The following is a 22,969-nucleotide window of genomic DNA, read 5'->3' as shown; positions in this document are numbered from 1 at the left end:
GATGGAGACACGCAGGGCCGCTCGTTAAGTTCCCGGGGGTCTGGAAACGCCATCCCGGGTCCGAGCCGCCCGCACGCCGAGAGGGTTCAGCCCCCTCCGAGGGCGTCCAGCAGGGCGGAGCGCACCGCGCGCTGGACCGGCTCGGGGACCTCGCCCTTCGGCAGCCTGCTGCAGAGGGCGGCGGTCTCCTGGAGCTTGCCCAGGGTGGCGGCGCAGGGCCTGCAGCCTCGGACGTGCTCCTCGATGGCGGCGCAGGCGTTCTGGTCGAGTTCCTGGTCGGCCAGCCCCTCGAGCTCCTTCGCCAGCCCGCCGCAGGCCTGCACGCCGCCCACGCTCCGCCCCTCCTCGCGCAGGAGCGCGGCGAGGTGGGCCTTGAGCATCTGCCGGCCCCGGTGGAGGCGGCTCTTCAAGGCGGGCACGCCGATGCCGATCACCGCGGAGGCCTCCTCCGCGGAGAGCCCCTCCACGTCGCGGAGGACCACCACCTCGCGGTAGGCGTCCGGCAGCGCGGCGATCGCTGCGCCGAGGAGCTCGGCGATCTCCGCCTGGGCGACCTTGCTCTCGGGGTCGAGATCCTCCGCGGGAGGAAGCGCCTGATCGCCGCCGGGTGCGTCCAGCGCCACGTCGTGGAGCGGCGCGGAGCGGGTGCGGCGGTGGTGGCGGCTGCAGAAGGAGCGGGCGATCGAATAGAGCCAGGTGGAGAGCTGGGCGTCCTCGCGGAAGGTGCCGAGCTGCTCGAAGGCGGTGAGCAGGGTGCGCTGGAGCACCTCCCGCGCCGCCTCCTCGTCGCCGCACATGCGCAGCCCGAAGCGGAAGACCTTCGGCTCGTGCTTGCGCAGCAGCGTGTCGAGGGCGCGGCGGTCGCCGCCCTTGGCCTTCACCAGCAGATCGCGATCGCTCTCCATCCGTCCTATTTCCCCGCTACCGCCACGGTGGCCCTGGCGCTGGCCTCGGTCTTCGCCTCGGGCGAGAGCAGCACATAGAGCGTGCTCACGCACCACGCCACCGAAGCGACGCTCATCCACACGTATTTGTCGTCGTCCCAGATCCCGAGCCGGGTGATCGCGTGGGTGCCGATGCCCAGCACGATCAGCCAGAGGCCGATCTCCTTGCGTTTCTCCATGAGGAACGCACCGGGGATCAGGAACGCATAGTAGTAGCAGGTAAGTTCCGCAGCGGTGGTGATGAGGACCGTGCCGGAGAGGGCGGCGGCGAACCAGGCCGGCTCGTCGCGAGAGGCGCGCCACACCGCCCAGAGGAAGGCGAGGTTGAGCGCGAGGAAGAGCAGCTTGAGCTGATCGAAGTTGGCCAGGCGCTCCTCCTTCCAGGTCTGGAAGGGGTCGTCGAGCCTGGGGTTCTTCAGGCTCTTGGCGTTGTCCCAGGGGCGCCAGGAGACGAAGGTGCGCAGGCCCATGTGGTTGGTGAGCGGCGTGTCCGAGTGCTTCTGGGTGTTGTGCTTGAACTCGGAGAAGAGCTCGGTGCCGCCGTTGGCCACCACCAGCGAGGTGGGCACGAGGAGGGCGCTCGCCACCAGCGCGCCGACGAGGATGCGCTTGTGCTCGGTGGGCATCGCCTTCTTCTTCACCAGGTGCCAGATGCCCTGCACCGCGGGCCCCACCGCGAAGAAGAGCGGGAAGAGCCGCAAGGCCGCGGTGGCTGCGAGGAAGCCGCCGCCCAGCGCCGATTTGCGCTTCTTGAGCAGGCAGATGCCGATGATCGCGTAGGCGAGGTAGTCGTAGCGGAGGAAGGCGCCGCCGTTCCAGTAGTAGCGGGAGGGGAAGTTCACCGCGAAGAAGGTGGCGGCCACCGCGAAGATCTCGAGGCCGAAGGCCCACCAGATGAAGCCGAAGGCCACGCAGATGAAGAGCGGATCGAGGAGCGCGAGGAGGAACATGCTCCGCTCGCTGGCAGGGCCCACGGCGTTGGCGAGGAGCTGGCCGGAGATGTTCCACCAGGGCGTGCCGTTGTAGCCGTGATCCTTCTGCGACTCCGCCCAGCGGCCGCCGAGGCGGTTCACGAAGAAGCGGATGTCGGTCTTGAACTCCTCCCAGCGCGCCGCCGTGAAGTGCTGCTTGCAGCGCTCGGGGTTGGCGAGCACGTCGGTGGTGGGGCCGATGAGGTTGGTATCCGCCAGGTCGCGGATCATCCGGGCGCGGACCTGCGCGGTGCGGCCCATCTCCGTCTCGGCGATCGCGCTGCACTCGTAGAGGCGCGCGTAGCGGAGCTCGGGGAAGTATTTCGCGCCGATGTAGTAGTGGTAGTGCTCCCAGACGTGGACGAAGGTCCCGCTGTGGAATTTGCCGTAGTTGAACCAGCCGAAGACGCCGAGCAGGCCGAGGAAGGCGATGGCGGCGCGGCGGGGCACCCGGAACTTCTTCCCCTGCCCCTTCTCCTCGAGCTGCCAGCTCCAGAGGAGCAGCCCGATCACCGCGAGCGCCGCCGCGATGCGGACGAAGTCCTGCTCCTTCTCGTTCAGATCGAAGATCGAGGGAGCCGGCGGCGGCCGCCGCACCGGGCCGTTGGGCCGCACCACCTTGCGCACGGGCGCAGGTGCCGGAGCGGCCTCTACGGCTGCTGCCGCGGAGGGCACCGCTGGGGCGGTCTCCACTGCTGCTGCGGCGGGGGCGTTGGCGGGAGCGGTCTGCGCCGCTGCGGGCAGGGCGAGACCGAGGAGGAGGGCGCAGGCCAACGCTGCGAAAGGGATGCGCTTCATCGCGCGCATCCTAGCCCAGGGAGGCTTCGGGGTGGGAAGGTCGTTCGCGCCTCCCCCCGCCAGCGGTAGGGCCGACCGGGCGGGGGGTTGGCCCGTCTCCTACTCGATCCCGGCGAGCATCGTCCGGATCCAGGGGACCAGCCCCTCGCGGAGCTCCGGGCGCTTCAGGGCGAAGGCGATGTTCGCCTTCACGTAGCCGAGGCGATCGCCCGCGTCGTAGCGCTTGCCCTCGAATTTGTAGCCGACGAGCTGCCCCTCCGCCGCCAGCATCGCCAGGGCGTCGGTGAGCTGGATCTCGCCGCCGTGGCCGGGCTTCACCTCGCGCAGATAGCGGAAGATCTTGCCGGGCAGCACGTAGCGGCCGATCACCGCCAGGTTCGAGGGCGCGTTGGTCTTCGGCTTCTCGACCATCCGCTCGATCTGCATGGTGCGCTCGTCGATCATCGTGCCGGCGGCGATGCCGTACATCGAGGTCTCCTCCGGCGGGACCTCCATCAGCGCCACCACGCCCTTGCCGGTGCGCTCGTAGCACTCGACCAGCTGCTTGATCGCCGGGCGCGCGTCGCAGTCGATGATGTCGTCGCCGAGGATCACGGCGAAGGGCTCGTCACCCACGGCGCCTGCGGCCTGGAGCACCGCGTGGCCGAGGCCGAGGGGCTCGTGCTGGCGGATCGAGACGAGGCGGGCCATCCGGCTGATCGCCCGGATCGCGTCGCGCTCCTTCGTCTTGCCCCTGCTGCCCAGGGTCTCCTCGAGCTCCGGCGAGAGGTCGAAGTGGTCGACCATCGAGGTCTTGCCGCGGGAGGTGATGAGGATCACGTCCTCGATCCCGGCGGCCTGCGCTTCGCCGACGATGATCTGCAGGGTCGGCGTATCGACGATCGGCAGCAGCTCCTTCGGCACCGATTTGGTGGCGGGGAGGAAGCGGGTGCCCAGGCCAGCAGCAGGGACCACGCACTTACGAACCTTCATCGGGGAGTCGGTCATCGTTGCCTCGTGCAGGGTTCGGAGCCCACGTGCCCCCTCGCGTCCCCGCTTTCGGGGCACCTTAGTCGTCGGATGGGCGGCCCGACAACCGCTTGCCCATGGGGTTTGTCGTGTCCGTGGACGCTCGGCGGGGCACGGATGTCGGTGGCTGGTGGTAGGGTGCGCGCCGTGCGGATCGAAGTCGCAGTCGGCGCCCCCGTGCGCGGCACCTTCACCTACGAAGCGGACGATGCGCTCGCCCTGGAGCCGGGCCGGCGCCTCGTCGTGCCCTTCGGCAGGCGGCGGGCGATCGGCTTCTACCTGGGCCCGGCCACCGCTGCGCCGGAGGGGCAGGTCAAGGCGGTCGAGCAGGTCCTCGACGACGGCCCGGTCTTTCCCGAAGACGTGCTCGCCCTGCTCCGCTTCGCCGCCGACTACTACCTCTACCCGCTGGGCGAGGCGCTGCGCGGGGCGCTGCCGCCGGATCTGGGCCGGGTCGGCGAGGTGGGCAGGGAGCGTTCGGAGCGGGCGCCCGCCATCGAGGCGGTGGAGCTGATCGAGTCGCCGGAGGTGGCGCGGGCTGCACTCGGGCGCTCCCGGAGCCAGGCGGCGATCGTGGAGCACCTCGCCGCCCGGGGCGGCAGCGCGCCGGTAGAGGAGCTCAAGCTCGCGGTGAAGGGGGCCCCTGCCCTGCTCAAGAAGCTCGAGGAGCGGGGGCTGGTGCGGCTGGTGCGCGTGGAGCGCAAGGCCGACGACGCCGCCTTCCGCCAGGAGAAGGCCCACCCCCCCACGCCGGCGCAGGCCCGGGCGTGCGAGGAGATCGGCGAGGCCCTGGGGCGCTTCGAGACCTTCCTCCTCCACGGTGTCACCGGCTCGGGAAAGACCGAGGTCTACCTGCGCGTGATCGCGGAGGCCCGGGCGAAGGGAAAGGGCGCGCTGGTGCTCGTGCCGGAGATCGCGCTGACGCCGCAGCTCGCCGGCCGCTTCCGCTCGCGCTTCGGCCCCGACGTGGCGGTGCTCCACAGCGGCCTCTCCGATCGGGAGCGCTCGCAGGAATTCCGGCGGCTCCTCTCCGGCGAGGCGAGGATCGCGGTGGGGGTGCGCTCGGCGGTCTTCGCGCCGGTCCGGGACCTCGGGATCGTCATCGTCGACGAGGAGCACGAGCCCTCCTTCAAGCAGGAGGAGAAGCTCCGCTACCACGCCCGGGATCTGGCGGTGTACCGGGCCCGGCTCCTCGGCGTGCCCTGCGTGCTCGGCTCGGCGACGCCGTCGCTCGAGACGCTGAAGAACGCACGGGACGGCAGGTACCGGCTGGTGGAGCTGCGCCAGCGGGTCGATTCGCGGCCCCTGCCCGAGGTGGAGCTGGTCGATCTCTCCCGAAAAGGCCGGCGCGCGGAGCCGCCACCGGGTGCGGAGCGGGCGGAGACCGAGCTGGTCGGGCCCACGTTGGCAGCGGCGATCGAGGAGACGCTGGCAGCGGGCAAACAGACCATCCTCTTCCTCAACCGGCGCGGGAACGCGTCGATGGTGGTCTGCGCCGCCTGCGGCGAGGGGGCACGCTGCCACGCCTGCGACGTCGCCCTCACCCACCACCTCCACCGCAACGAGCTCCGCTGCCACTACTGCGACTACCGGGTCCGCAAGCCGGATACGTGCCCGTCGTGCAACGGCGAGCTGCTCGTGCTGGGCATCGGCACCGAGCGCCTCGAGCAGGAGCTGGCCCGGCGCTTCCCCGACGCGCGCACCTTGCGCCTCGATCGCGACGCGGCGGGGACCTCGGCGGAGCTCACCCGGATCCTCGCCTCCTTCGCCCGCGGCGAGGCCGACGTGCTGGTCGGCACGCAGATGGTGGCCAAGGGCCACGACTTCCCCGGCGTCACCCTGGTCGGCGTGATCCTCGCCGACGTGGGGCTCGGGCTGCCCGACTTCCGGGCCTCGGAGCGGACCTTCCAGCTCCTCGCCCAGGTGGCGGGGCGCGCGGGGCGCGGCAGGGACGCGGGGCGGGTGGTGGTCCAGACCTTCAACCCGGGCGCCGAGGCGATCGCCTGCGTCCGCACCCACGACTTCGAGACCTTCGCCGGGGCGGAACTCGAGCGCAGGCGGGAGCTCGGCTACCCGCCCTTCCGCCGCATGCTGGCGCTGCGCCTCGAGGGCGAGGACGGGGTGGCGACCGAGCGCTTCGCCCGCAGGCTCGCGGAGGCGGCGCGCAAGTGGACGCAAGGCGGCGGGGTGCAGGTCCTGGGGCCTGCGCCGGCGCCGATCGCGAAGTTGCGTGGGCGGATGCGCTTCCAGGTGCTCGTGCTGGGAGACGGCGTGCGCTCGATCCAGACCGTAGCGCGGCGGCTCGCCGAGGTGGCAGACCAGGCGCCGCCCGGGGTGAAGGTGGCGCTGGACGTAGACCCCGCTTCGATGCTCTAGGGGCCCGCAACGGCGGAATGCCATATGCATCCCAACGTTTCTGAATAGGTGCTCCGAAGTGGGCGGGCCGGTTGCCCACGAGGGGGCGTCCGGTTAGTTTTGCGGCGAGTTGCCGGCGCGACTCCCATCATCCAGGCAAGGTCGAAATCATGGTTCGCGAAATCCTCATCTGGCCCGATCCCCGCTTGAAGGAGAAGGCGCTCCCCGTGGAAGCGGTGGACGCCAACGTCCGGGCCCTGATCGACGACATGTTCGAGACCATGTACCGCGCCGACGGCGTGGGCCTGGCGGCCACGCAGATCGGCGTGATGCAGCGGGTGGTCACCGTCGACACCTCCGGCGCCGACGAGGACGTGAAGCCCTTCGCCATGATCAACCCCGAGATCCTCGAGACCGAGGGGTCGATGAAGTACAAGGAGGGCTGCCTCTCGGTGCCGGGTGAGGCCGAGGAGGTGAAGCGCGCCGCCTTCGTGAAGGTCCGCTTCCTCGATCGCGACGGGAACCCGGTGGAGATGGAGGCGACCGGCCTCACCGCCGTGTGCATCCAGCACGAGGTCGATCACCTGAACGGCGTGGTCTTCGTCGACCACCTCTCCGCGCTCAAGCGCGAGCTCATCCGCAAGCGGATGAAGCGGGTGAAGAGCGAGAAGGAGCACGGCGGCGCGGAGGCCTGATCGGGCGTTCGTTTCTGCCGCTCTTTGCGAAGGCGTGGCCGGTTGCCACGCCTTCGTTCGTTCCTGGGGTCGGCTGCTCTTCGCCCGGGGGAACGATGCGTTTTGCGATCCGCGTGCTCTTGCCGTGCCTGCTGCTCGCGGGCTGCCTCGACTTCGGCGGCGACGAAGACGAGTGCGCCTTCGACGACGACTGCGGGCCGGACGCCTGGTGCCACGATCCCTTCCTCTTCGGCGGCACCGAGTGCAGGGACTACCTGGGCGAGGGCGACCGCTGCAACGACGGCGTCGACGAATGCCACCCGGATCTGCGGTGCAACCTGGGCTACAAGCCGGATCGCTGCATGCCGCCGGGCCGCTACGGGCAGCCCTGCGACTCGGCGTGGGATTGCGCCGACGAGGAGGCGCTCTGCAACCCGGGCAGCAGGAGCGAGGGGCGCTTCTGCACCGAGCCGGGCAGCGTGGTGGAGGGCGGCAGCTGCAGCACCCGCACCACGGCGGTGTGCGCCGACGGGCGGGTCTGCGTGCAGCGCCGCTGCGTGGATCCGGCAGCGGAGGGCGAGGCCTGTCCCTGGGGCGTGGAGGGCACCAGCATCGCCTGTGCGGAGGGCCTCGCCTGCACGGAGGCGGGGATCTGCGAGCGGCTCACGTCGCGTCGGTGACGCCCTTCCGCGGGCAGAGATCGCCGACCACGCAGCGGGAGCACGCCGGCTTGCGCGCGTAGCAGGTGCGGCGGCCGTGCCAGACGAGGAGCTGGTGGCCCTTGCCCCAGCGCTGCGGCGGGAAGAGCTGCTGCAGATCGAGCTCCACCTTGTCGGGGTCCTCGTGGGCGGTGAAGCCGAGGCGGCGGGCGAGGCGGCCGACGTGGGTATCGACGGGGAAGGCCTGGCCGTCGAAGGCGTGCACGGCGACGACGCCGGCGGTCTTGCGCCCCACGCCGGGGAGCTTCTCGAGCGCCTCGCGGGTGGGCGGGAGCTTGCCGCCCCACTCCGTCTCGATCGATTGCATCGCCGCCACCACGTTCTTCGCCTTGTTGCGGTAGAGGCCGCAGCGCGAGATGTGGGGGTGGAGATCCTCGGGCTGCGCCTTCGCGTAGTCGGCGGCGCTGCGGTAGGCGGCGAAGAGGCTCGGGGTGCAGCGGTTCACCATCGCGTCGGTGCACTGCGCCGAGAGCATCACCGCCACCAGGAGCTCGAGGTCGGTGGTGTAGTCGAGCTCGATGTGGGCTTCGGGCATCTCGTCGTCGAGGTGATCGATCACCTGCACGGCGCGGAGGCGCTCGGCCTCGGTGGGGATGCGGGGGCCCTTCGCCTTCGCCGTCGCCCTGCCCTTCGCCGCGGCCTTCCTGGCCGGCGCCTTCTTTTCCGGCGCCTTCTTGGGGGCGGGCTTCTTCGCCGCGCTCTTGCTCGCGGCAGCGCGCTTCGGGGCTGCCTTCGCCTTCCGGGCTGCAGGCGCCTTCGCTGCCGGTGTAGGTCCGGTCGTCTTCTTCGTCACGGTGGAGCTGGCCATGGGCTTCGCAGCATAACCGCTGCAGGGGGCGTTTCGTTCACGAGGAAACGCTTCGCCCGCATCTGCGTTATGCTCCCACCCATGCACCTCCCCATCGACCTCCGCTCCGACACCGTGACCCGTGCCCCTGCCGCCATGCGCGAGGCGATGGCCCGCGCCGAAGTCGGCGACGACGTCTATGGCGAAGACCCCACCGTCGCGCTGCTCGAGCGCCGGGTGGCGGAGCTCCTCGGCAAGGAGGCGGCGCTCTTCTTCCCCACCGGCACCATGGCCAACCAGGCCGCCATCGGCGCACAGGCGGGGCCCGGCGACGAGGTGATCTGCGAGGCCGGCGCCCACGTGGTCGCCTTCGAGGGCGGCGCCCTCTCCGCGCTCTGGGGCGCGCAGGCCCGCCCCCTCCCCGGCCAGCGGGGCCTCCTCTCCGCGGCGCAGGTGGCGGCGGCGATCCAGCCCCCCGGCAACGACCACTTCCCCGCCTCCCGCCTCCTCTGCGTGGAGAACACCGCCAACCGCGGCGGCGGCACCGTGTGGCCGCTGGCCCTCCTCGAGGAGGTGAGCGGCGTCGCCCACCGGGCCGGCCTCGCCGTCCACCTCGACGGCGCCCGCCTCTGGAACGCCTCCGCCGCCTCCGGGGTCGCGCTGGCCGACTACGCCGCCTGCGCCGACACCGTGAGCGTCTGCCTCTCCAAGGGGCTCGGCGCCCCGGCGGGATCGCTGGTCGCCACCAGCGCCGAGTTCGCCCCGAAGCTGCGCCGTCTGCGCAAGCGCCTCGGCGGCGGCCTGCGCCAGGTGGGCCACCTCGCCGCAGCGGGACTCTACGCCCTGGAGCACCACCTGCCCCGCCTCGCCGAGGATCACGAGAAGGCCCGCCGGATCGCCACCGCCCTCGCCGACGTGCCCGGCCTCTCCGTCGCCCCGGTCGAGACCAACATCGTCTACGTGGAGCTCGCCGACGGCCTCGACTCGGCCTCGCTCCTCCACCGCCTCCGCGAGGCCGGCGTCCTCGCAGGCTCCGACGGCCCCCGCAAGATCCGCCTCGTGACCCACTTCGACGTCGCGCCGGAGGCGTGTGACGAGGCCGCCCGCCGCATCGCCGGCTGCCTCTGATTCGATCGCCGCCCCCGGGGCGGCTATCCTCTGCGGCCGTGTCGCCGCCGCACCGCCACCTTCTCCTCCTGGCCTTCGCCGCAGCAGCCTGCGCGCCGAAGGCCCGGGCCCCCTTTCCCGCCGACGCCTTCGCGCAGCGGCAGGCCCCCCTCGCGCCAGCGGCGCCTGCGGGAGCCGGCCCCGCCCCGATGCGCGTCCATGCCGACGGGCGGATCGTCTTCGCCGGCGAGAATGACACCCTGCCTGCGCTGCTGCGCCGCTTCGAGGCGACGCGCGACGAAGCGCCACGGGCCGCCTGGGAGGCGTGGCTCGCAGGCCTCGACCAGGCCCTGCGCGACGACCAGCCGCGCCTCGAGATCGTGCGGGCCGCGGCGGCGTTCGACGTCCACTTCGACGCGCTCCGCACCGAGGACCCGCTCCTCGCCGAGCAGCTCGGCGAGCGCTCCGCGATCCTGCGCTCGCTGCTCCTCGAGGCCGAGGACCAGCCGCCGCCCGCCGTCGACGCCGGCGTCCCCCTCGCGCCGCTCCGCATGCTGCAGCCGCCGGTCGAGCCGCTGATCGTCACCAGCTTCTTCGGCCTGCGCCGCGATCCCTTCGACGGCAGATCGCGCTTCCACTTCGGCCTCGATCTCGACGGCCCCGCGGGTTGCGCGGTGGTCGCAGCGGCGGGCGGCACCATCGCCTCCGCGGGCTGGGCGGGTGGCCACGGCATGCGCGTCGAGATCGATCACGGCGACGGCGTGATCACCGGCTACAGCCACCTCTCCGCAGTCCTCGTCCGCCGCGGCGACGCGGTCTTCGCCGGCGACGCCATCGGCCTGCTCGGCAGCACCGGCCGCTCCACGGGACCGCACCTGCACTTCGAGCTCTGGCGCGACGGCGAGGCGGAGGATCCCCTCGACTGGATCGAGGCGCGCTCGCTGCAGATCAGCGCGTTGCCGTAGCGGCGCCCCGCGCCACCGGCGTCGCCCGCGAGGCGAGCCATGCCGCGATGGCGGGATAGACCTCGTTCGGCGCCTCGCGGCCCAGCAGCAGATCGCCGTGGCCGTAGTCGACCCGCGATCCGTGCTCCCTGCCGAAGAGGAGGAGCGTCTTGTCCTCGCTGCGGATCCGCTCCGCAGCCGCCCGCATGCAGGCGGGCGGCGCCATCATGTCCTTCGAGCCGCCGACGAGGAGCACCGGCACCGTGAGCGCCCCGACCCGTGCGGTGTAGTCCACCGCATGGTCGAGGGAGCGGAAGCGATCGTTCGCGACCCAGTCGGCGAATTGCCGCGCCACCCCGGCGCTGATGTCGTCGAAGGCCCAGGCCTGCAGGCGCCGGATCACCCGACCCTCCATGCTCTTCGGCGCGATCACCAGCTCGGAGAAGGGCGGATCGAACCAGCCGGTGAAGGGGGCCACGAGGCGCTGCAGCCAGCTCTTGCGGACCCGCGTCCTACCGGCGAGGAGCGCGCCCAGCCTGGAGAGTCGCACGAGGTAGCGCTGGTGGGCGAAGGAGGAGGGCGAGCCCACGGCGACGACGCCGCCGGCGAGCTTCTGCTCCAGGGGCGTGCCTCCGAGCGCATAGGCGAGGATGCCGCCCATCGAGTGGCCCACCCACTGCACCCGCGGCGCGCCGGTGACCGCCAGCACGTGCTCGATCACCGCGGGCACGTCGTAGTGGAGGTAGTCGTCGAAGGAGAAACCCCAGCGCAGCCGGTTGAAGGGGCCCGGCCTGCTCGAGCCGTGGTGGCTGCGCAGGCTGATCACGAAGCAGTCGCGCCCCTGCTCCGCGAGGGCCTGCGCGACGCCGTAGGGCGGATCCCAGTCGAGGTTGTAGTGGTTCGCCCCGAGGCCGTGGCAGAGGATCACCGGCTCCTCGTAGCGGGGCCCGTCGCCCCGGGGCCGGTAGCGGCGCAGGCCGATCCGCCAGCCGTCCGCCGTCTTCACGTTGTGGATCTCGTCCGGCACGTCCTGCGGCGCGAAGAAGGTCTGCCAGAACGCCGCGTGCGCCCAGGTCAGGAAGCCGAGCGCCAGCACGGCGAGCACCACCAGTGCTGCGATGAGATACCAGGCCAGGGCGGCTCCTCCTCCTCGATCGTCGGCAGATATGCCCACCGTCGCGATCGACCACAAGCACGCAGCGAGCGGGCCGCCGGTTCATCGACGCTCCACCGGGCCCCTGCCGCCTGCCCCGGCCCCGCACCCCACTGGGGGTGAATAGCCCGCTCTCCCCCTCGGTTCTCCGGGCGACGCAAGGGGCGAAGCCGGGTGCACGGTGCGCAAACGCTTTCCCACTTGCACGGCGACGCTGCGCCTGCGATGGCGGCCAGCGTCCTCTCCCCGCAGCGGCGTAGGCCCATGTGGGTGAGGGGCACGAGGCTTGCTTTCTCCGGCGGAGATCGGTGGAATCTCCGCTTCCGCAGCGGCGCGTACAGCCCAGCGCGCGTCCACCGCGAGGTAGGTCGATGATCGGTTCCCGGAAGTGGCTCTACATCCTGCCCAACCTCTTCACGCTGACGTCGATCTTCTGCGGCTTCTACGCGATGAGCCTGGCCACCGGCGATGCCACGCCCGAGAAGCTCTACGGCGCCGCCCTCGCGATCCTCTTCGGCATGCTCTGCGACGGCCTCGACGGCCGCGTCGCCAGGCTGACCAGGACCCAGAGCGATTTCGGCATGCAGCTCGATTCGCTCGCCGACGTGATCACCTTCGGCGCCGCTCCCGCCCTCCTCGTCTGGAAGTGGGCGCTGGCGCCGCTGGGCTTCTGGGGCCTCTTCATCGCTTTCGCGTTCGCCGGCTGCGGCGCCCTGCGCCTCGCCCGCTTCAACGTGCTCGAGATGCGCGGCGCCAAGGGCAGCTCGTCGCACTTCGTGGGCCTGCCCATCCCGCTGGCGGCCGGCGTGATCGTCTCGCTCGTGGTCGCCCACTACAAGACCTACGGCCCCGGCGAGGTCCCCGCAGCGCTGCCGGTGGCGGTGCTGGTGATCCTGCTCGGCTACCTGATGGTCTCGTCGGTGCGCTACCGCACCTTCAAGCGGATGCGGCTCTCCCGCCGCACCGCGGCGATGTTCGCATTCTTCCTCACCAGCGGTGTCGCCCTCACGCTACAGTACCGGGCGAGTTTCACGCTGGTCGCGTTCGCCGCTCTCTACGTCTTCGTCGGTCTGGCAGAGGAGATCATCTTCTTCCGCCGCCGCCGCGAGGAGCGCCTCGCCGCCCGCGCAGCTGCCACCATCGGCGGGCGAACCGCGGTGGTCACGGACGACGATGACGACGACGAGGACGACCGATAAGCAGATGCCCGCCGAGGCAACCGATCCTGCCGCGTCTGCGACGAGCATGCCGCGGCAGACGCGTTCCTGGTTCGACGTCTTCTCCCTGGTGTGGAGCTCGGGGCTCGGCTCCGGCTACTTCCCGGTGGCCTCCGGCACCTTCGGCACGCTGGCGGCGCTCCCCTTCGCCTTCGCGCTCTCCTTCCTTTACGAGCCCTGGTGGCTGTGGGCGCTGGTCTTCGTGGCCTTCACCGCGATCACCGTGCAGACCGCGCACCGGGCCGGGCAGATCTACGGGATCGTCGACGCCAAATACATCGTCTCCGACGAGTTCGCCGGGCTCTTCCTCACCGTCGCCTTCCTGCCCTTCACCTGGCAGACCGCGGTGGCCGGCTTCTTCGTCTTCCGCTTCTTCGACATCCTCAAGCCCTGGCCCGCCTCCTTCTTCGACCGGAAGGTCAAGAACGGCTTCGGCGTCACCGTCGACGACCTGGCCGCGGCGGTCTACGCGCGCATCGTGATGGAAGGGCTCTACCGGATCGGGTGGCTCACCTTCTGACCGGGCGGTAGTCTCCGGCGTCTCGCTACGCGAGGGGAGGCGCCGATGCACATCGAGCTGATCACCACCGGCGACGAGCTGGTCTCCGGGCAGATCGTCGACACCAACAGCCCCTGGCTCATGGACCGGCTCTTCGCCGCCGGCGAGCTGGTCCGGCGCAAGCTCGCCATCGGCGACGAGTTCGAGGACATCGTCTCCGCCCTGCGGGAGGCGGCCTCCCGCGCGGATCTGGTGATCGTCTCCGGCGGTCTCGGCCCCACCCTCGACGACATGACCGTCGACGCCGCCTGCAAGGCCTTCGGCCACGAGCCCGTGGTCGACGAGGCGCAGCTCGCACGGATCGCCGCGATCTTCACGCGGATCGACCGCCCCCTCACCCCCAACAACGAGCGGCAGGCCCGGGTCCCCGCTGGGGCCGAGGTGCTGGGCAACGACTTCGGCACCGCCACCGCCTTCGTGCTCCACGAGCGGGAGCGGCAGTGCGAGCTCTTTTTCCTTCCCGGCGTGCCGCGGGAGCTCAAAGGGCTCTGCGAGAAGCACCTCTTCCCCCGGCTGAAGGCCCGGGCCGCTGCTGCCGGGGTGCACCGCTGCTACCGGGCGGTGAAATGCTACGGCATCCCCGAGTCGCACATGGACCAGGCGGTGCGGCCGCTCCTCGAGCGCCACCCCCACGTGCGCTACGGCACCCGCACCAGCTTCCCCGAGAACCACGTGAAGCTCCTGGCGGAGGGCGCCACCCCGCAGGAGGCGCAGGCGCGCTGCGAGGCGCTGGAGGTGGAGGTCCGCAAGGCCCTGGGCCGCGCCGTCTACGGCGGCGCCGAGGACACCTTCGCCGGCGCCACGCTCCAGGCGCTGCGGGGCAGGGGCTGGAGGGTCTGCTTCGCCGAATCCCTCACCGCAGGCCTCGCCGCCTCGCTCCTCGCCGACGCCCCCGGCGCCAGCGACGTGCTCCTCGGCTCCTCGGTCACCTACGCCACCGGGCTCAAGGAGCGCTGGCTCGGGGTACCCCACGAGCTGATCGAGCGGGAAGGTGCGGTGAGCGAGGCCTGCGCCAGGGCGATGGCGGAGGGGGCGCTCGTCGCCAGCGGCGCGGACGTCGCCGTCTCGCTCACCGGCTACGCGGGACCGGAGGGCGGCGAGGAGGGCCGCCCCGCAGGGACCGTCTTCGCCGCCGTCGCCGGCGGCGGCCTGCCGACGAAGGTGGTGGAGCGGCGGATGCCGTTCGACCGCAACCAGGTGCGTAGGGGCGCCGCCTACATGGCCCTCGAGCTGCTCCGGCGCCGGGCCCTGGGGCTCGAGCGCGAATAGCCCAGCGATCCCGGCAGCTTGGGCAGGCCTTCGCGAATGGTCGGCCCGGGCCGGGGCCCGCCCGAGTGTGCGGCGCCCGACCGGATCACAGCGGGAAACATGCCACCGGGCCGCCGTCGCGGTAGCATCGAGGGGTGACGGATCGTCTTCATACCCGGGTCGACAGCGGCATCCGCCTCGACCCCTTCGGCCGGTTCTGGCACGACGAGGAGCTCGTCGTGAACCCGGCCATCGCTCGCTCGTGGCACAAGGGCCTCGAGCGGGCGGAAGACGGCCGTTACCTGATCCGCTTCGGACGGGACTGGGCCTTCGTCACGGTCGACGACGCCCCGTACACCGTGAAGCGGCTGTCTGCAGGCAGAGACGGCTTCCGCCTCCTCCTCTCCGACGAGAGCGAGGAGACGCTCGACCCACGCACGCTCGCCCGCTCCGCGGAAGACGTCGTCTATTGCCGGGTAAAGAGCGATCACCGCGCCCGCTTCTCGAGGCAGGCGCAGGCCGATCTGATGGAGTTCCTGCAAGAGGACCAGCCGGGAAGGTTCGTCCTCGTGAGCGGTGCCGATCGCTGGCCGATCGGCGACGACCCGGGAAGGCCGCCACCGCGTCCCGAAGAGGGCGCGGTACCAGAAGACAACCTGCCACGGGGGCTTCGCCGATGAGCGCATTCCCGTTCCAGGCCGTCGTTTTGGCGGATTGCCCCCCATGGGTCAGCGTGTTAGCAGGGAGAGGACACGAATTTTCGGGTGATCCAGCGCTGCAGGGAATGCGCGCAGGTACACCCCCGACCGGGGAAGGCGCCGGCCAGCGAGCAGCCAGCCCCCAGCTCTTTGAGGATTCCCTTGGACCGTACTACCAGCGCCACCCTCGGTGGCGAGCATGGCGTCCACCCGTCCATCGACGAGACCACGGACAACGGGCTGCGTAGCAGCGAGGCAGCAGGCGGAGAAGAAGGCGACGAGAGCACGGCTTCGGGTGATGCAGCCCGCAGCCGCAGGCGTCGCCGCGGCCGCCGGGGCGGCAGGGGCAGAAGGAAGCAGGGCGTCGCCGCAGCGGGTACAGAGGCCGAAGGCGAAGGCGAAGGCGAAGCGGCTCCCGAGGTGGTGCAGGCTGCACCGGCGCCCGTGCCGCAGCAGCCCGCCCCCGTCGCCGCCCGCGCCGAGGCGCAGCGCGAGCAGCGCGAGCCCCGGGAGCAGCAGCAGCGGGACGGCCGCCAGCGGGAGAAGCAGCAGCAGCAGCGCCCGCAGCCCCAGGCCGCCCGGCAGCAGCCGGACGCCCGGGGTCGGGATCGGGATCGCGACCGCGGCGGCCAGCGCGGCGGCGGCGAGGCCCGCAGCCGGGCCCCCGAGCGCGATCGCAACCGCGAGGATCGCAACCGGCGCAACAACAACCGCGGCCGGAGCAGCAACCGGCCCGAGGAGCCGCGCCGGCCTGGCGAGGCGGTTCCCTCCGCGGCGATCTGGGCGGGCTGGAGCGCCGCCCGCTTCGGCGGTGGCGGCGACCGCGACTGACGTTGAAATGATCAAGGCATGAACGACGGGCAGGGGCTGCGAGGCTCCTCCCCGTTTTCGTTCCTTCGTCAAGTCCGCTCCTCCGCCCTCGCCGGCGGCCGTCGTGCCGGGGTAGCGTGCGGCCCAACAAGGGGTTGCACCGCGATGTTCTGGATCACCGCCCTCTGCGCCATTGCCGGCCTGCTCCTGGGCCTGACGCTCTTCGACGAGGGCGCGGGCTGGATCGGCCTCGCCTTCGGCCTCTTCGCCGGCTGGTCGATCGCGCGGCAGCGGCAGCTCGCGGCGCGCATCACCGCCCTCGAGGCGCGGTCCGTCGCCGCCGAGCTGGCCGCTGCCCTGGCGCCGCCGCCAGCGGAGGCGGCGCCGGAGGTGGAGCCGGAGGCCCCGGTGGAAACGGTGCTCCTCGCCCCGCCGCCTGCGCCGATCGCCGCGGCGGAAGGGATGGAGCCACCGGCGCCGGAGAGCGCCACCGCCGCCCTCCCCCTCCCCACAGGCCCCGACCTCGCCGATCGGATCCGCCGCTGGTTCACCGAGGGGAACGTGCCGGTGAAGGTCGGCATGCTCGTGCTCTTCGCCGGCGTGGGCTCCCTGCTCAAATACGCCTCCGACGAAGGCTGGCTCCACCTCCCGATCGAGCTCCGCCTCGCCGGCATCGCCGCCGCCGCCATCGCCGCCCTCGCCTTCGGCTTCCGGGAGCGCCACGAGCGCCGCACCTTCGCGCTCTCGCTGCAGGGCGGCGCCATCGGCATCCTCGCCCTCACCGTCTTCGCCGCCTTCCGCCTCTACGATCTCCTCCCCGCGGGCCCCGCCTTCGCGCTCCTCGTCCTCCTCGTGGCAGGGGCCGGCATCCTCGCGGTGGCGCAGGACGCGCTCTCCCTGGGCGTGCTCGCGGTGCTCGCGGGTTTCCTCGCGCCGATCCTCGTCTCCACCGGCAGCGGCAACCACGTCGCGCTCTTCGGCTGGTACGCGATCCTCGACGCGGTGATCTTCGCCGTGGCATGGAAGAAGGCCTGGCGCCTCCTCAACCTCGTCGGCTTCCTCTGCACCTACGCCGTGGCCAGCGCCTGGGGCGTGCTCTCCTACGAGAGCGCGAAGTTCGCCAGCACCGAGCCCTTCCTCGTCCTCTTTTTCGCGCTCTACCTCGCCATCCCGATCCTCTTCGCCAGCAAGCGGATCGAGCGGGGCGACGGCCTCGTCGACGGCACCCTCGTCTTCGGCAACCCCCTCGCCGCCTTCGCGCTGCAGGTGCTGCTCCTCGGCGACGATCTGCTCGCCCTGGCGCTCTCCGCCCTCGTCCTCGCCGTCACCTACGTCTCCCTCGCGGTGCTGCTGAAGCGCCGCGACGGATTGCAGACCCTCGCCGACTCCTTCGCGGTGGTGGCGGTCTGCTTCGCCACCATCACCGTGCCGCTGGCCCTCGACGCCACCGCCACCGCCGGCGTCTTCGCGGTGGAGGGCGCGGCGCTCATCTGGCTGGGACTGCGGCAGGACCGGCTGCTGCCGAAGCTCGGCGGGCTGGCCCTGCAGCTCGCCGGCGCGGTGGCCTGGGTGATCGGCCTCCTCGACGGCGCCCAGGCCACCGTCCCCGTGGCCAACGGCGTCTTCCTCGGCGGTCTGCTCCTCGTCACCGGCGGCCTCGCCAGCGCGCGGCTCCTCCACGCAGCGGGAAGGCGGCTCCTCGCCTCGCTCCTCTTCTGCTGGGCGCTCTTCTTCTGGACGATCACCCTCGGCCTCGAGATCGACGACTTCGTCGGGAGCCGCTACCGCGCCGACGCGTGGCTCTTCTGCGCGGGCCTCACCGCGTGGCTCGCAGCAGAGGCGCACCGCCGCCTGCGCGCGCCGCTCCTCGCCTTCACCACCGGCCTCGCGCTCTGGCTCGCCGTGCCGGCGATCTTCGTCATGGAACTCGCCCACCACAGCCCCTTGCGCGGCTGGGGTGCGCCGGCGCTCGCAGCCTTCCTGGCCTTCGGCCTGCGCAGCCTCGCCTGCGTGCGGGAGGCGGGGCGGATCGCCCAGGCTGCCGCGCACCTCGGTTTCCTCTGGTCGGTCACGATCGCCGCCAGCCTCTCGCTCCGCGCCCTCGCCGGCAGCTTCGGCCTCGGCGCGAGCTGGGATCACCTGCTCTTCGTGCTCCCGCTCCTCGCCGCGCACGCGGTGGCGCTCTTCCGCGTCTCGTGGCTGGGCAGCCGCGCGGGCGAGTTCCGCACCGCGCTCCTCGCGGGACAGGCTGCCGTGCTCTTCCTCGGCTTCTGGCTGGGCCTCTGGCAGGCGGGCGACGCATCGCCGCTGCCGTACGTGCCGCTCCTCAACCCGCTCGATCTCGCCGCGATTCTCTGGCTCGTCCTCACCGCGGTCTGGCTCGGCGATCGGGAGGAGACGAGGGCCCACCGCCTGCTGCTCCTCGCCCTCTTCGGCTTCGCCCTCGTCACCGCTGCCACCCTGCGCGGCGTCCACCACCTCGGCGACGTGCCGTGGGAGACGGCGCTGGTGATGCATTCCTCCGCGCAGACCAGCCTCTCGGTGGTGTGGAGCATCGGCGGCGTGATCGGCTGGGTCGCCGGCTCGCGGCGGGGCAACCGATCGCTCTGGCTCGCCGGCGCGCTGCTCATGGGGCTCGTGCTGGCCAAGCTCGCCATCGTCGACCGGCAGCACCTCGGCAACCTCGCCGGCATCGTCTCCTTCCTCGCCTACGGCGTGCTCTGCACCGTCGTCGGCTACCTCGCCCCGGTGCCACCGCGGCGGGAGGCCACGGCGCCGGTGGCGCCGCCACGGGGATCCGCATGAAGCTCGCCCTCCTCTGCACCGTGCTCCTCGCAGCGTTTCCCGCCAGGGCCTCGACGCCGGACGATTTCGCCTGGGGTTTTCCCCTCGTGCTCTCCGCGGAGGGCAGCGCCTGGCAGATCGAGCTGCCGCCGGAGGTCTACGCCGCGTCGGTCGATCCGGAGCTCGGCGACATCGCCGCCTTCGACGCAGCCGGCAAGCTCGTGCCCCTCGCCCGCTGGGAGCCGGGGCTCCTGCCCGCGGTGGTCGAGGCGGTGCAGCTGCCGCTCTTCCCCGTGCACCGCGCCGTCGACGCTCCGCAGATCGATCTGCGCCTGCTCGTGCAGCGCGGCGCCGACCGCAGCCTGCAGCAAGTGGCGATCGCCCAGGGCACGGCGCAGGACGGCGGCTTCGTCGACTACCTCCTCGACGCGAGCCACCTCGAGCGGCCGATCGAGCGGCTCGACCTCGCCTGGTCGGGCGCGGGCAGCGCGCGCTTCGCCGTCGAGGCCAGCGACGATTTGGAGCATTGGCGCGTCGTCGTCGCGTCGGCCACGGTGCTGCAGCTCGAGCAGGCCGACGAGAAGCTGCAGCGCCGCCACATCCCGCTGCCGCCCACCGCGGCGCCCTACCTGCGGCTGCGCACCCTCGACGCCGCGACGCTCGCGGCGCTGCGCGTCGGCGCGACGCTGGTGCCGCTCGCCGAGAAGCGCCCGATCCGCCGCTCGATCGACGCCAGCCTCGTCGCCGCGGAGATCCGGGACGGCGCCGGGCGCTATACCTACGAGCTGCCCGGATCCTTCGACGTCGAGCGGCTCGAGCTGGTGCCCGCCTCCGATCGCGCCCTCGCGCAGGTGAACGCACAGGCGCTGCTGCCCGACGGTTATGCGCAGCAGCGCGCGAGCTTCACCCTGCTGCGCGCCGAGCAGGACGGCACGCAGGTCACGCGCACTGCGGTGGCGGTCGGCCCCGGACCGCGGGCACGGCGCTGGCTCCTCGAGTCCCGGCCTGCGCTCGATGCGCCGCCGCGGCTCACCGCCGTCTATGAGCCCGATCGCTTCGTGGTGCTGCTCCAGGGCGAGGGCCCGTGGCTCCTCGCAGCAGGGAGCAGCACCGCCCGCCGCGCCGACGCGCCGATCGGCGCCGCCCTCACCGGCCTGCGCGATCAGCTCGGCGAGAAGTGGGAGCCGCCCTTCGCCGCCCTCGGCGAGCGGCGGGAGCTCGGCGGCAACGCCGTGCTCGCAGCGCCGGTGCGGGAGGTCGACTGGAAGAGCGCGCTCCTGTGGGCCGTCCTCGCGATCGGCGCCGGCGCTGTCGCCTGGATCGCCGTCGTGCTGCTGCGCTCGAGCCGCGCCGGCGCCTAGGAGAGCGACGCGCGCGTGTAGGCGGGCGGCTCGGCGTTGAGGCCGCGCTTGAGCAGCCGCGTGGTCTCGTCGGTGAGGACCTCGTCGCTGCCGGCGGCGAGCGCCTCGAGCGTCTGGCGGACCACGTCCTCGGGCGTCGACTTTGGCGCCGCGACCGACTTCGCCATGTCGGTGTCGATGAAGGCGGAGTGGAGCGCGAGCACGCGGGTGCCCTGCCCGCGCAGCTCGTTGCGGATGCCGTTGGTCAGCGCCCACGCAGCCGCCTTCGAGGCGCCGTAGGTCCCCGTGGTCGGCAGCGAGAACCAGGTGAGCGCCGAGAGGACGTTGATCACGGCGCCGCCGCCGTTGGCGCCGAGCACGGGCGCGAAGGCGCTGCACATTGCCAGCGTGCCGAAGAAGTTGGTCTCCAGCTGCGCGCGGGCTGCGTCGAGGCCGCCTGCAGCGAGCAGCGCGCTCGGCTGGAGGATCCCCGCGTTGTTGACGAGGAGGGTCACGTCGCCGCACCGGGCTGCTGCGGCCGCCACCTCGTCCGGCCTGGTGACGTCGAGGCGCACCTTCTCCACGCCCGGGATCGCGATGCGATCCGGCTCCCGCACCGCCGCGTAGACCTTGCGCGCGCCTGCTGCCAGCATCCCCTCGACGAATGCCCTGCCCAACCCACGATTGGCGCCGGTGACCAGCGCGACTGCCCCTTCGATCCGCATCTTCTGCCTCCATCGGCACGAAATGCGCCTTTGCATTACGGTCACCATACGAAGCCGCAAGCGAATCGAAGGCGCCGGTTTCAGCGGGGCTCGTCGAGGGGCTGGCAGCGCAGGCCCTCGACGAGGGAGCGGGTGATCGCGCAGCCCCAGGTCGGCGCAGCGGCGCGGCGCACCTCGCGTCCGGCGACGAGATCGTCGAGGGCCTCCTCGAGCCAGGGCTCGCGGCCGGGTTCGCCGGGGAAGCGCTCGTTGTCGATCCAGCCGCGGTAGCGGATCGCGCCCTCGCGATCGAGGAGCACCGCGGTCGGCGTCGAGTGTGCGCCCAGCGCCTGGGCGAGCCTGCCGCCCTCGTCGATGAGCAGGGGCACCGGCGCGGGGAATTCCCGCAGGGTCGCCGGGTCGTCGTCCACGTTGCTCGAAATCGCGATCACCTGCACGCCGCGCTCCCGCCACGCCGCTTCGAGTGCCGCCACCCGCTCCCGGTAGCGCGCCACGCAGGGGCAGCCCGTGGACCAGAAGACGAGCACCGTGGCCTCGTGGGCCTCGGTGTGCAGCGCGGCGGGCGCGCCGTCGAGGTCGCGCAGATCGACGTCGGCGGCGTCCGCCTTCGGAACGGTGGCGCAGGCGCCGAGGAGGAGTGCGAGGAGCAGCGGCCTAATAGATCCCATGGCGGATCCCGATGCTGGCGGAGGTGAAGAGCGAGCGGTTGCGCCCGAGGCCGTCGATGGGCAGGCCGGTGTCGAAGGAGGCCTGCAGGGTCCAGTGCGGATCGAATTGCCACGAGGCCGAAGGGCCCACCGCCACCTCGAGCCCCGACGAGCCGGGCTGCGCCACGCCGTCGCGGATCGTCTCCGCCTCCCAGCGCAGCCGGGGCGCGAGGACCAGCACCACGCCCCTGCCCACGTCCGCACCGCCGCCGAGCTGGATCTCGACGCCGGGCCCGCTGCGCCACGGCTCGCCCGCCACCTCGTGGGCCAGGGGCACGAGCCCCGCCACGTCGAGGCGGACGAAGATCGGATCGTGGGCGCGCTCGAGACTGATCCCGCCGCTCAAGACGCCGAAGCCTCGGCCGGTGACGTCGGCGCCGAGCACCGTGTCGCTGTCGGCGGTGGCGCGGCCGCTGGGGAGCGTCGCCGCCAGGGTGAAGGCGACGCCGGGGAGCTCGGCGTACGCGCCGAGATCGATCGCCTGCCAGCGCAGGGAGAGGGCGAGGTCGCCGGGCCCCTGCCCCGTCTCCTCGAGGCCGCCGGCGGCGCGGCTGCCCACCACCCAGGGAAAGCGGGCGCCTGCTTCCAGCGTTTCGGCCAGGCGCAGGAGCGCGAAGGCCGTGGCCCGCCCCTCCCGCTCGCTGTAGCCGTCGTGGGCGCGGTAGGCCCCGTCGCCGTCGAAGAGGCCGGCGGCGCTGGAGTAGGAGAGGTTCGCGCCGACCGCAGCCTGCTCCCAGATCGCCAGCCTGCCCGCGCCGAAGGCGCTGGTGGAGAGGCAGCAGGCCGCCGCATGGGCGAGGCCCGGGGCGAGGAGGAGCAGGAGGGCCGGCGCGAGGGCTCTCAGAGCGTGTGAAGAAATCGGTCCGGCAAGCGCCGGCCCGCTTTCTTCGCTCGCGCTTCGCGCGAGAAACGCTCCTTCTTGCGATCGCTTCGCCTTCGGCTTCGCTGGAGAGTTTGTTTCACAAACTCTCACTGCGCGTCCCAGGTGAGGACGAGCCGGCCGTCCGCGTCACCGGCCTTGGCGGTGATGGTGACCTCCCAGGTCCCGGGCATGGTGAGGGTCACCGGCGTGGCGGTGTAGCTGCCGTCGCCGTTGTCGGTCACCACCGGCGTCTCGCTGGAGCCGTGGTTGTGGGCGGGCATGAAGGGCACCACCCGCACCACCGCGCCGGAGACGGGCGCGCCGGCGGCGTCACTCACCTGGACGTGCAGCGTGTTCTGGCCCACCGCCGGCGGATCGGGATCGACGTGGGTCTCGATCTGGAGCGCGCCGGTGAGAGGCTCGGTCTTTTCGTCGGAGTCCGCGCCGCAGGCGGCGAGGAGGAGGGGGAGGCAGAGGAGGAGTTTCTTCATGCGGGTCGTATAGACCCACGGCGCTCGCTCGCGAGTGCGGCACGTTGTCGCAGCACCACCGGTGTGGA

21 protein-coding genes are annotated in these 22,969 nt (G+C 72.1%); 12 read left to right on the top strand and 9 right to left on the bottom strand.

What is annotated here, in order from left to right:
* Positions 1-86 precede the first annotated feature (86 nt).
* The 3 genes from ACESMR_RS01280 to galU form a co-directional block, all read right to left on the bottom strand.
* Positions 87-905 (bottom strand): sigma-70 family RNA polymerase sigma factor, encoded by an 819-nt coding sequence (locus tag ACESMR_RS01280; RefSeq protein ID WP_373044385.1) that lies wholly within the window; start codon positions 903-905, stop codon positions 87-89.
* A gap of 5 nt (positions 906-910) precedes the next feature.
* The gene (locus ACESMR_RS01275; RefSeq protein ID WP_373044383.1) at positions 911-2,713 is read right to left on the bottom strand and encodes a hypothetical protein; all 1,803 of its coding nucleotides are present in this window, start codon (positions 2,711-2,713) and stop codon (positions 911-913) included.
* Between the two features lie 99 nt (positions 2,714-2,812).
* Entirely contained in the window at positions 2,813-3,700 is an 888-nt protein-coding gene (gene galU / locus ACESMR_RS01270; RefSeq protein WP_373044381.1) for a UTP--glucose-1-phosphate uridylyltransferase GalU, read from the bottom strand.
* A gap of 168 nt (positions 3,701-3,868) precedes the next feature.
* Here galU and priA point away from each other — a divergent pair, with 168 nt between their 5' ends.
* The 3 genes from priA (at position 3,869) to ACESMR_RS01255 (ending at position 7,430) form a co-directional block, all read left to right on the top strand.
* On the top strand, positions 3,869-6,097 hold the full coding sequence (gene priA, locus ACESMR_RS01265; RefSeq protein WP_373044379.1) for a primosomal protein N': 2,229 nt from the start codon (positions 3,869-3,871) through the stop codon (positions 6,095-6,097).
* Positions 6,098-6,246: 149 nt separating this feature from the next.
* The gene (gene def, locus ACESMR_RS01260; RefSeq protein WP_373044377.1) at positions 6,247-6,771 is read left to right on the top strand and encodes a peptide deformylase; all 525 of its coding nucleotides are present in this window, start codon (positions 6,247-6,249) and stop codon (positions 6,769-6,771) included.
* A 95-nt stretch (positions 6,772-6,866) separates the two neighbouring features.
* Positions 6,867-7,430, top strand: coding sequence for a hypothetical protein (locus tag ACESMR_RS01255; RefSeq protein WP_373044375.1), 564 nt, complete (start codon positions 6,867-6,869; stop codon positions 7,428-7,430).
* Here the strand turns inward: ACESMR_RS01255 and nth are convergent.
* Positions 7,414-8,064 carry an endonuclease III gene (gene nth / locus ACESMR_RS01250; RefSeq protein WP_373045209.1) on the bottom strand — a complete coding sequence of 217 codons (651 nt, stop codon included), beginning with the start codon at positions 8,062-8,064 and terminating at the stop codon, positions 7,414-7,416. The genes ACESMR_RS01255 and nth overlap by 17 nt on opposite strands.
* A gap of 294 nt (positions 8,065-8,358) precedes the next feature.
* Here nth and ACESMR_RS01245 point away from each other — a divergent pair, with 294 nt between their 5' ends.
* Positions 8,359-9,384 (top strand): threonine aldolase family protein, encoded by a 1,026-nt coding sequence (locus ACESMR_RS01245; RefSeq protein WP_373044373.1) that lies wholly within the window; start codon positions 8,359-8,361, stop codon positions 9,382-9,384.
* 38 nt (positions 9,385-9,422) lie between these two features.
* Positions 9,423-10,328 carry a M23 family metallopeptidase gene (locus ACESMR_RS01240; protein ID WP_373044371.1) on the top strand — a complete coding sequence of 302 codons (906 nt, stop codon included), beginning with the start codon at positions 9,423-9,425 and terminating at the stop codon, positions 10,326-10,328.
* On the opposite strand, the gene ACESMR_RS01235 is transcribed toward ACESMR_RS01240, so the two are convergent.
* Positions 10,312-11,481, bottom strand: a complete 1,170-nt coding sequence (locus ACESMR_RS01235; RefSeq protein ID WP_373044369.1) for an alpha/beta fold hydrolase — start codon at positions 11,479-11,481, stop codon at positions 10,312-10,314. The genes ACESMR_RS01240 and ACESMR_RS01235 overlap by 17 nt on opposite strands.
* A gap of 350 nt (positions 11,482-11,831) precedes the next feature.
* Here ACESMR_RS01235 and pssA point away from each other — a divergent pair, with 350 nt between their 5' ends.
* The 7 genes from pssA (at position 11,832) to ACESMR_RS01200 (ending at position 20,137) form a co-directional block, all read left to right on the top strand.
* Complete coding sequence (gene pssA / locus ACESMR_RS01230; protein ID WP_373044367.1) at positions 11,832-12,659, top strand: CDP-diacylglycerol--serine O-phosphatidyltransferase; 828 nt, start codon at positions 11,832-11,834, stop codon at positions 12,657-12,659.
* A gap of 4 nt (positions 12,660-12,663) precedes the next feature.
* Positions 12,664-13,197 carry a phosphatidylglycerophosphatase A gene (locus ACESMR_RS01225; protein ID WP_373044365.1) on the top strand — a complete coding sequence of 178 codons (534 nt, stop codon included), beginning with the start codon at positions 12,664-12,666 and terminating at the stop codon, positions 13,195-13,197.
* Positions 13,198-13,242: 45 nt separating this feature from the next.
* On the top strand, positions 13,243-14,505 hold the full coding sequence (locus ACESMR_RS01220; protein WP_373044363.1) for a CinA family nicotinamide mononucleotide deamidase-related protein: 1,263 nt from the start codon (positions 13,243-13,245) through the stop codon (positions 14,503-14,505).
* 134 nt (positions 14,506-14,639) lie between these two features.
* On the top strand, positions 14,640-15,164 hold the full coding sequence (locus tag ACESMR_RS01215) for a DUF1285 domain-containing protein (protein WP_373044361.1): 525 nt from the start codon (positions 14,640-14,642) through the stop codon (positions 15,162-15,164).
* A gap of 180 nt (positions 15,165-15,344) precedes the next feature.
* The gene (locus tag ACESMR_RS01210; RefSeq protein WP_373044359.1) at positions 15,345-16,013 is read left to right on the top strand and encodes a hypothetical protein; all 669 of its coding nucleotides are present in this window, start codon (positions 15,345-15,347) and stop codon (positions 16,011-16,013) included.
* A 144-nt stretch (positions 16,014-16,157) separates the two neighbouring features.
* Positions 16,158-18,797 (top strand): DUF2339 domain-containing protein, encoded by a 2,640-nt coding sequence (locus ACESMR_RS01205; protein ID WP_373044357.1) that lies wholly within the window; start codon positions 16,158-16,160, stop codon positions 18,795-18,797.
* Positions 18,794-20,137, top strand: a complete 1,344-nt coding sequence (locus ACESMR_RS01200) for a DUF3999 family protein (protein ID WP_373044355.1) — start codon at positions 18,794-18,796, stop codon at positions 20,135-20,137. Before ACESMR_RS01205 ends, ACESMR_RS01200 begins: the two co-directional genes overlap by 4 nt.
* On the opposite strand, the gene ACESMR_RS01195 is transcribed toward ACESMR_RS01200, so the two are convergent.
* The 4 genes from ACESMR_RS01195 to ACESMR_RS01180 all read right to left on the bottom strand — a co-directional run bounded on the left by ACESMR_RS01195 (position 20,134) and on the right by ACESMR_RS01180 (position 22,901).
* Positions 20,134-20,841: an SDR family oxidoreductase gene (locus ACESMR_RS01195; protein ID WP_373044353.1), complete on the bottom strand. Its 708-nt coding sequence runs from the start codon at positions 20,839-20,841 to the stop codon at positions 20,134-20,136. The two genes, ACESMR_RS01200 and ACESMR_RS01195, sit on opposite strands and share 4 nt — an antisense overlap.
* Positions 20,842-20,921: 80 nt before the next feature.
* Positions 20,922-21,509 (bottom strand): redoxin domain-containing protein, encoded by a 588-nt coding sequence (locus tag ACESMR_RS01190; protein WP_373044351.1) that lies wholly within the window; start codon positions 21,507-21,509, stop codon positions 20,922-20,924.
* Complete coding sequence (locus ACESMR_RS01185; protein WP_373044350.1) at positions 21,496-22,521, bottom strand: hypothetical protein; 1,026 nt, start codon at positions 22,519-22,521, stop codon at positions 21,496-21,498. The genes ACESMR_RS01190 and ACESMR_RS01185 overlap by 14 nt, the downstream gene beginning before the upstream one ends.
* Entirely contained in the window at positions 22,518-22,901 is a 384-nt protein-coding gene (locus tag ACESMR_RS01180) for a FixH family protein (protein WP_373044348.1), read from the bottom strand. The genes ACESMR_RS01185 and ACESMR_RS01180 overlap by 4 nt, the downstream gene beginning before the upstream one ends.
* Positions 22,902-22,969: the final 68 nt, after the last annotated feature.

Source organism: Vulgatibacter sp. (assembly GCF_041687135.1).
Taxonomy (GTDB): domain Bacteria; phylum Myxococcota; class Myxococcia; order Myxococcales; family Vulgatibacteraceae; genus JAWLCN01.
This window is presented reverse-complemented; position numbering and strand designations above follow the sequence as displayed.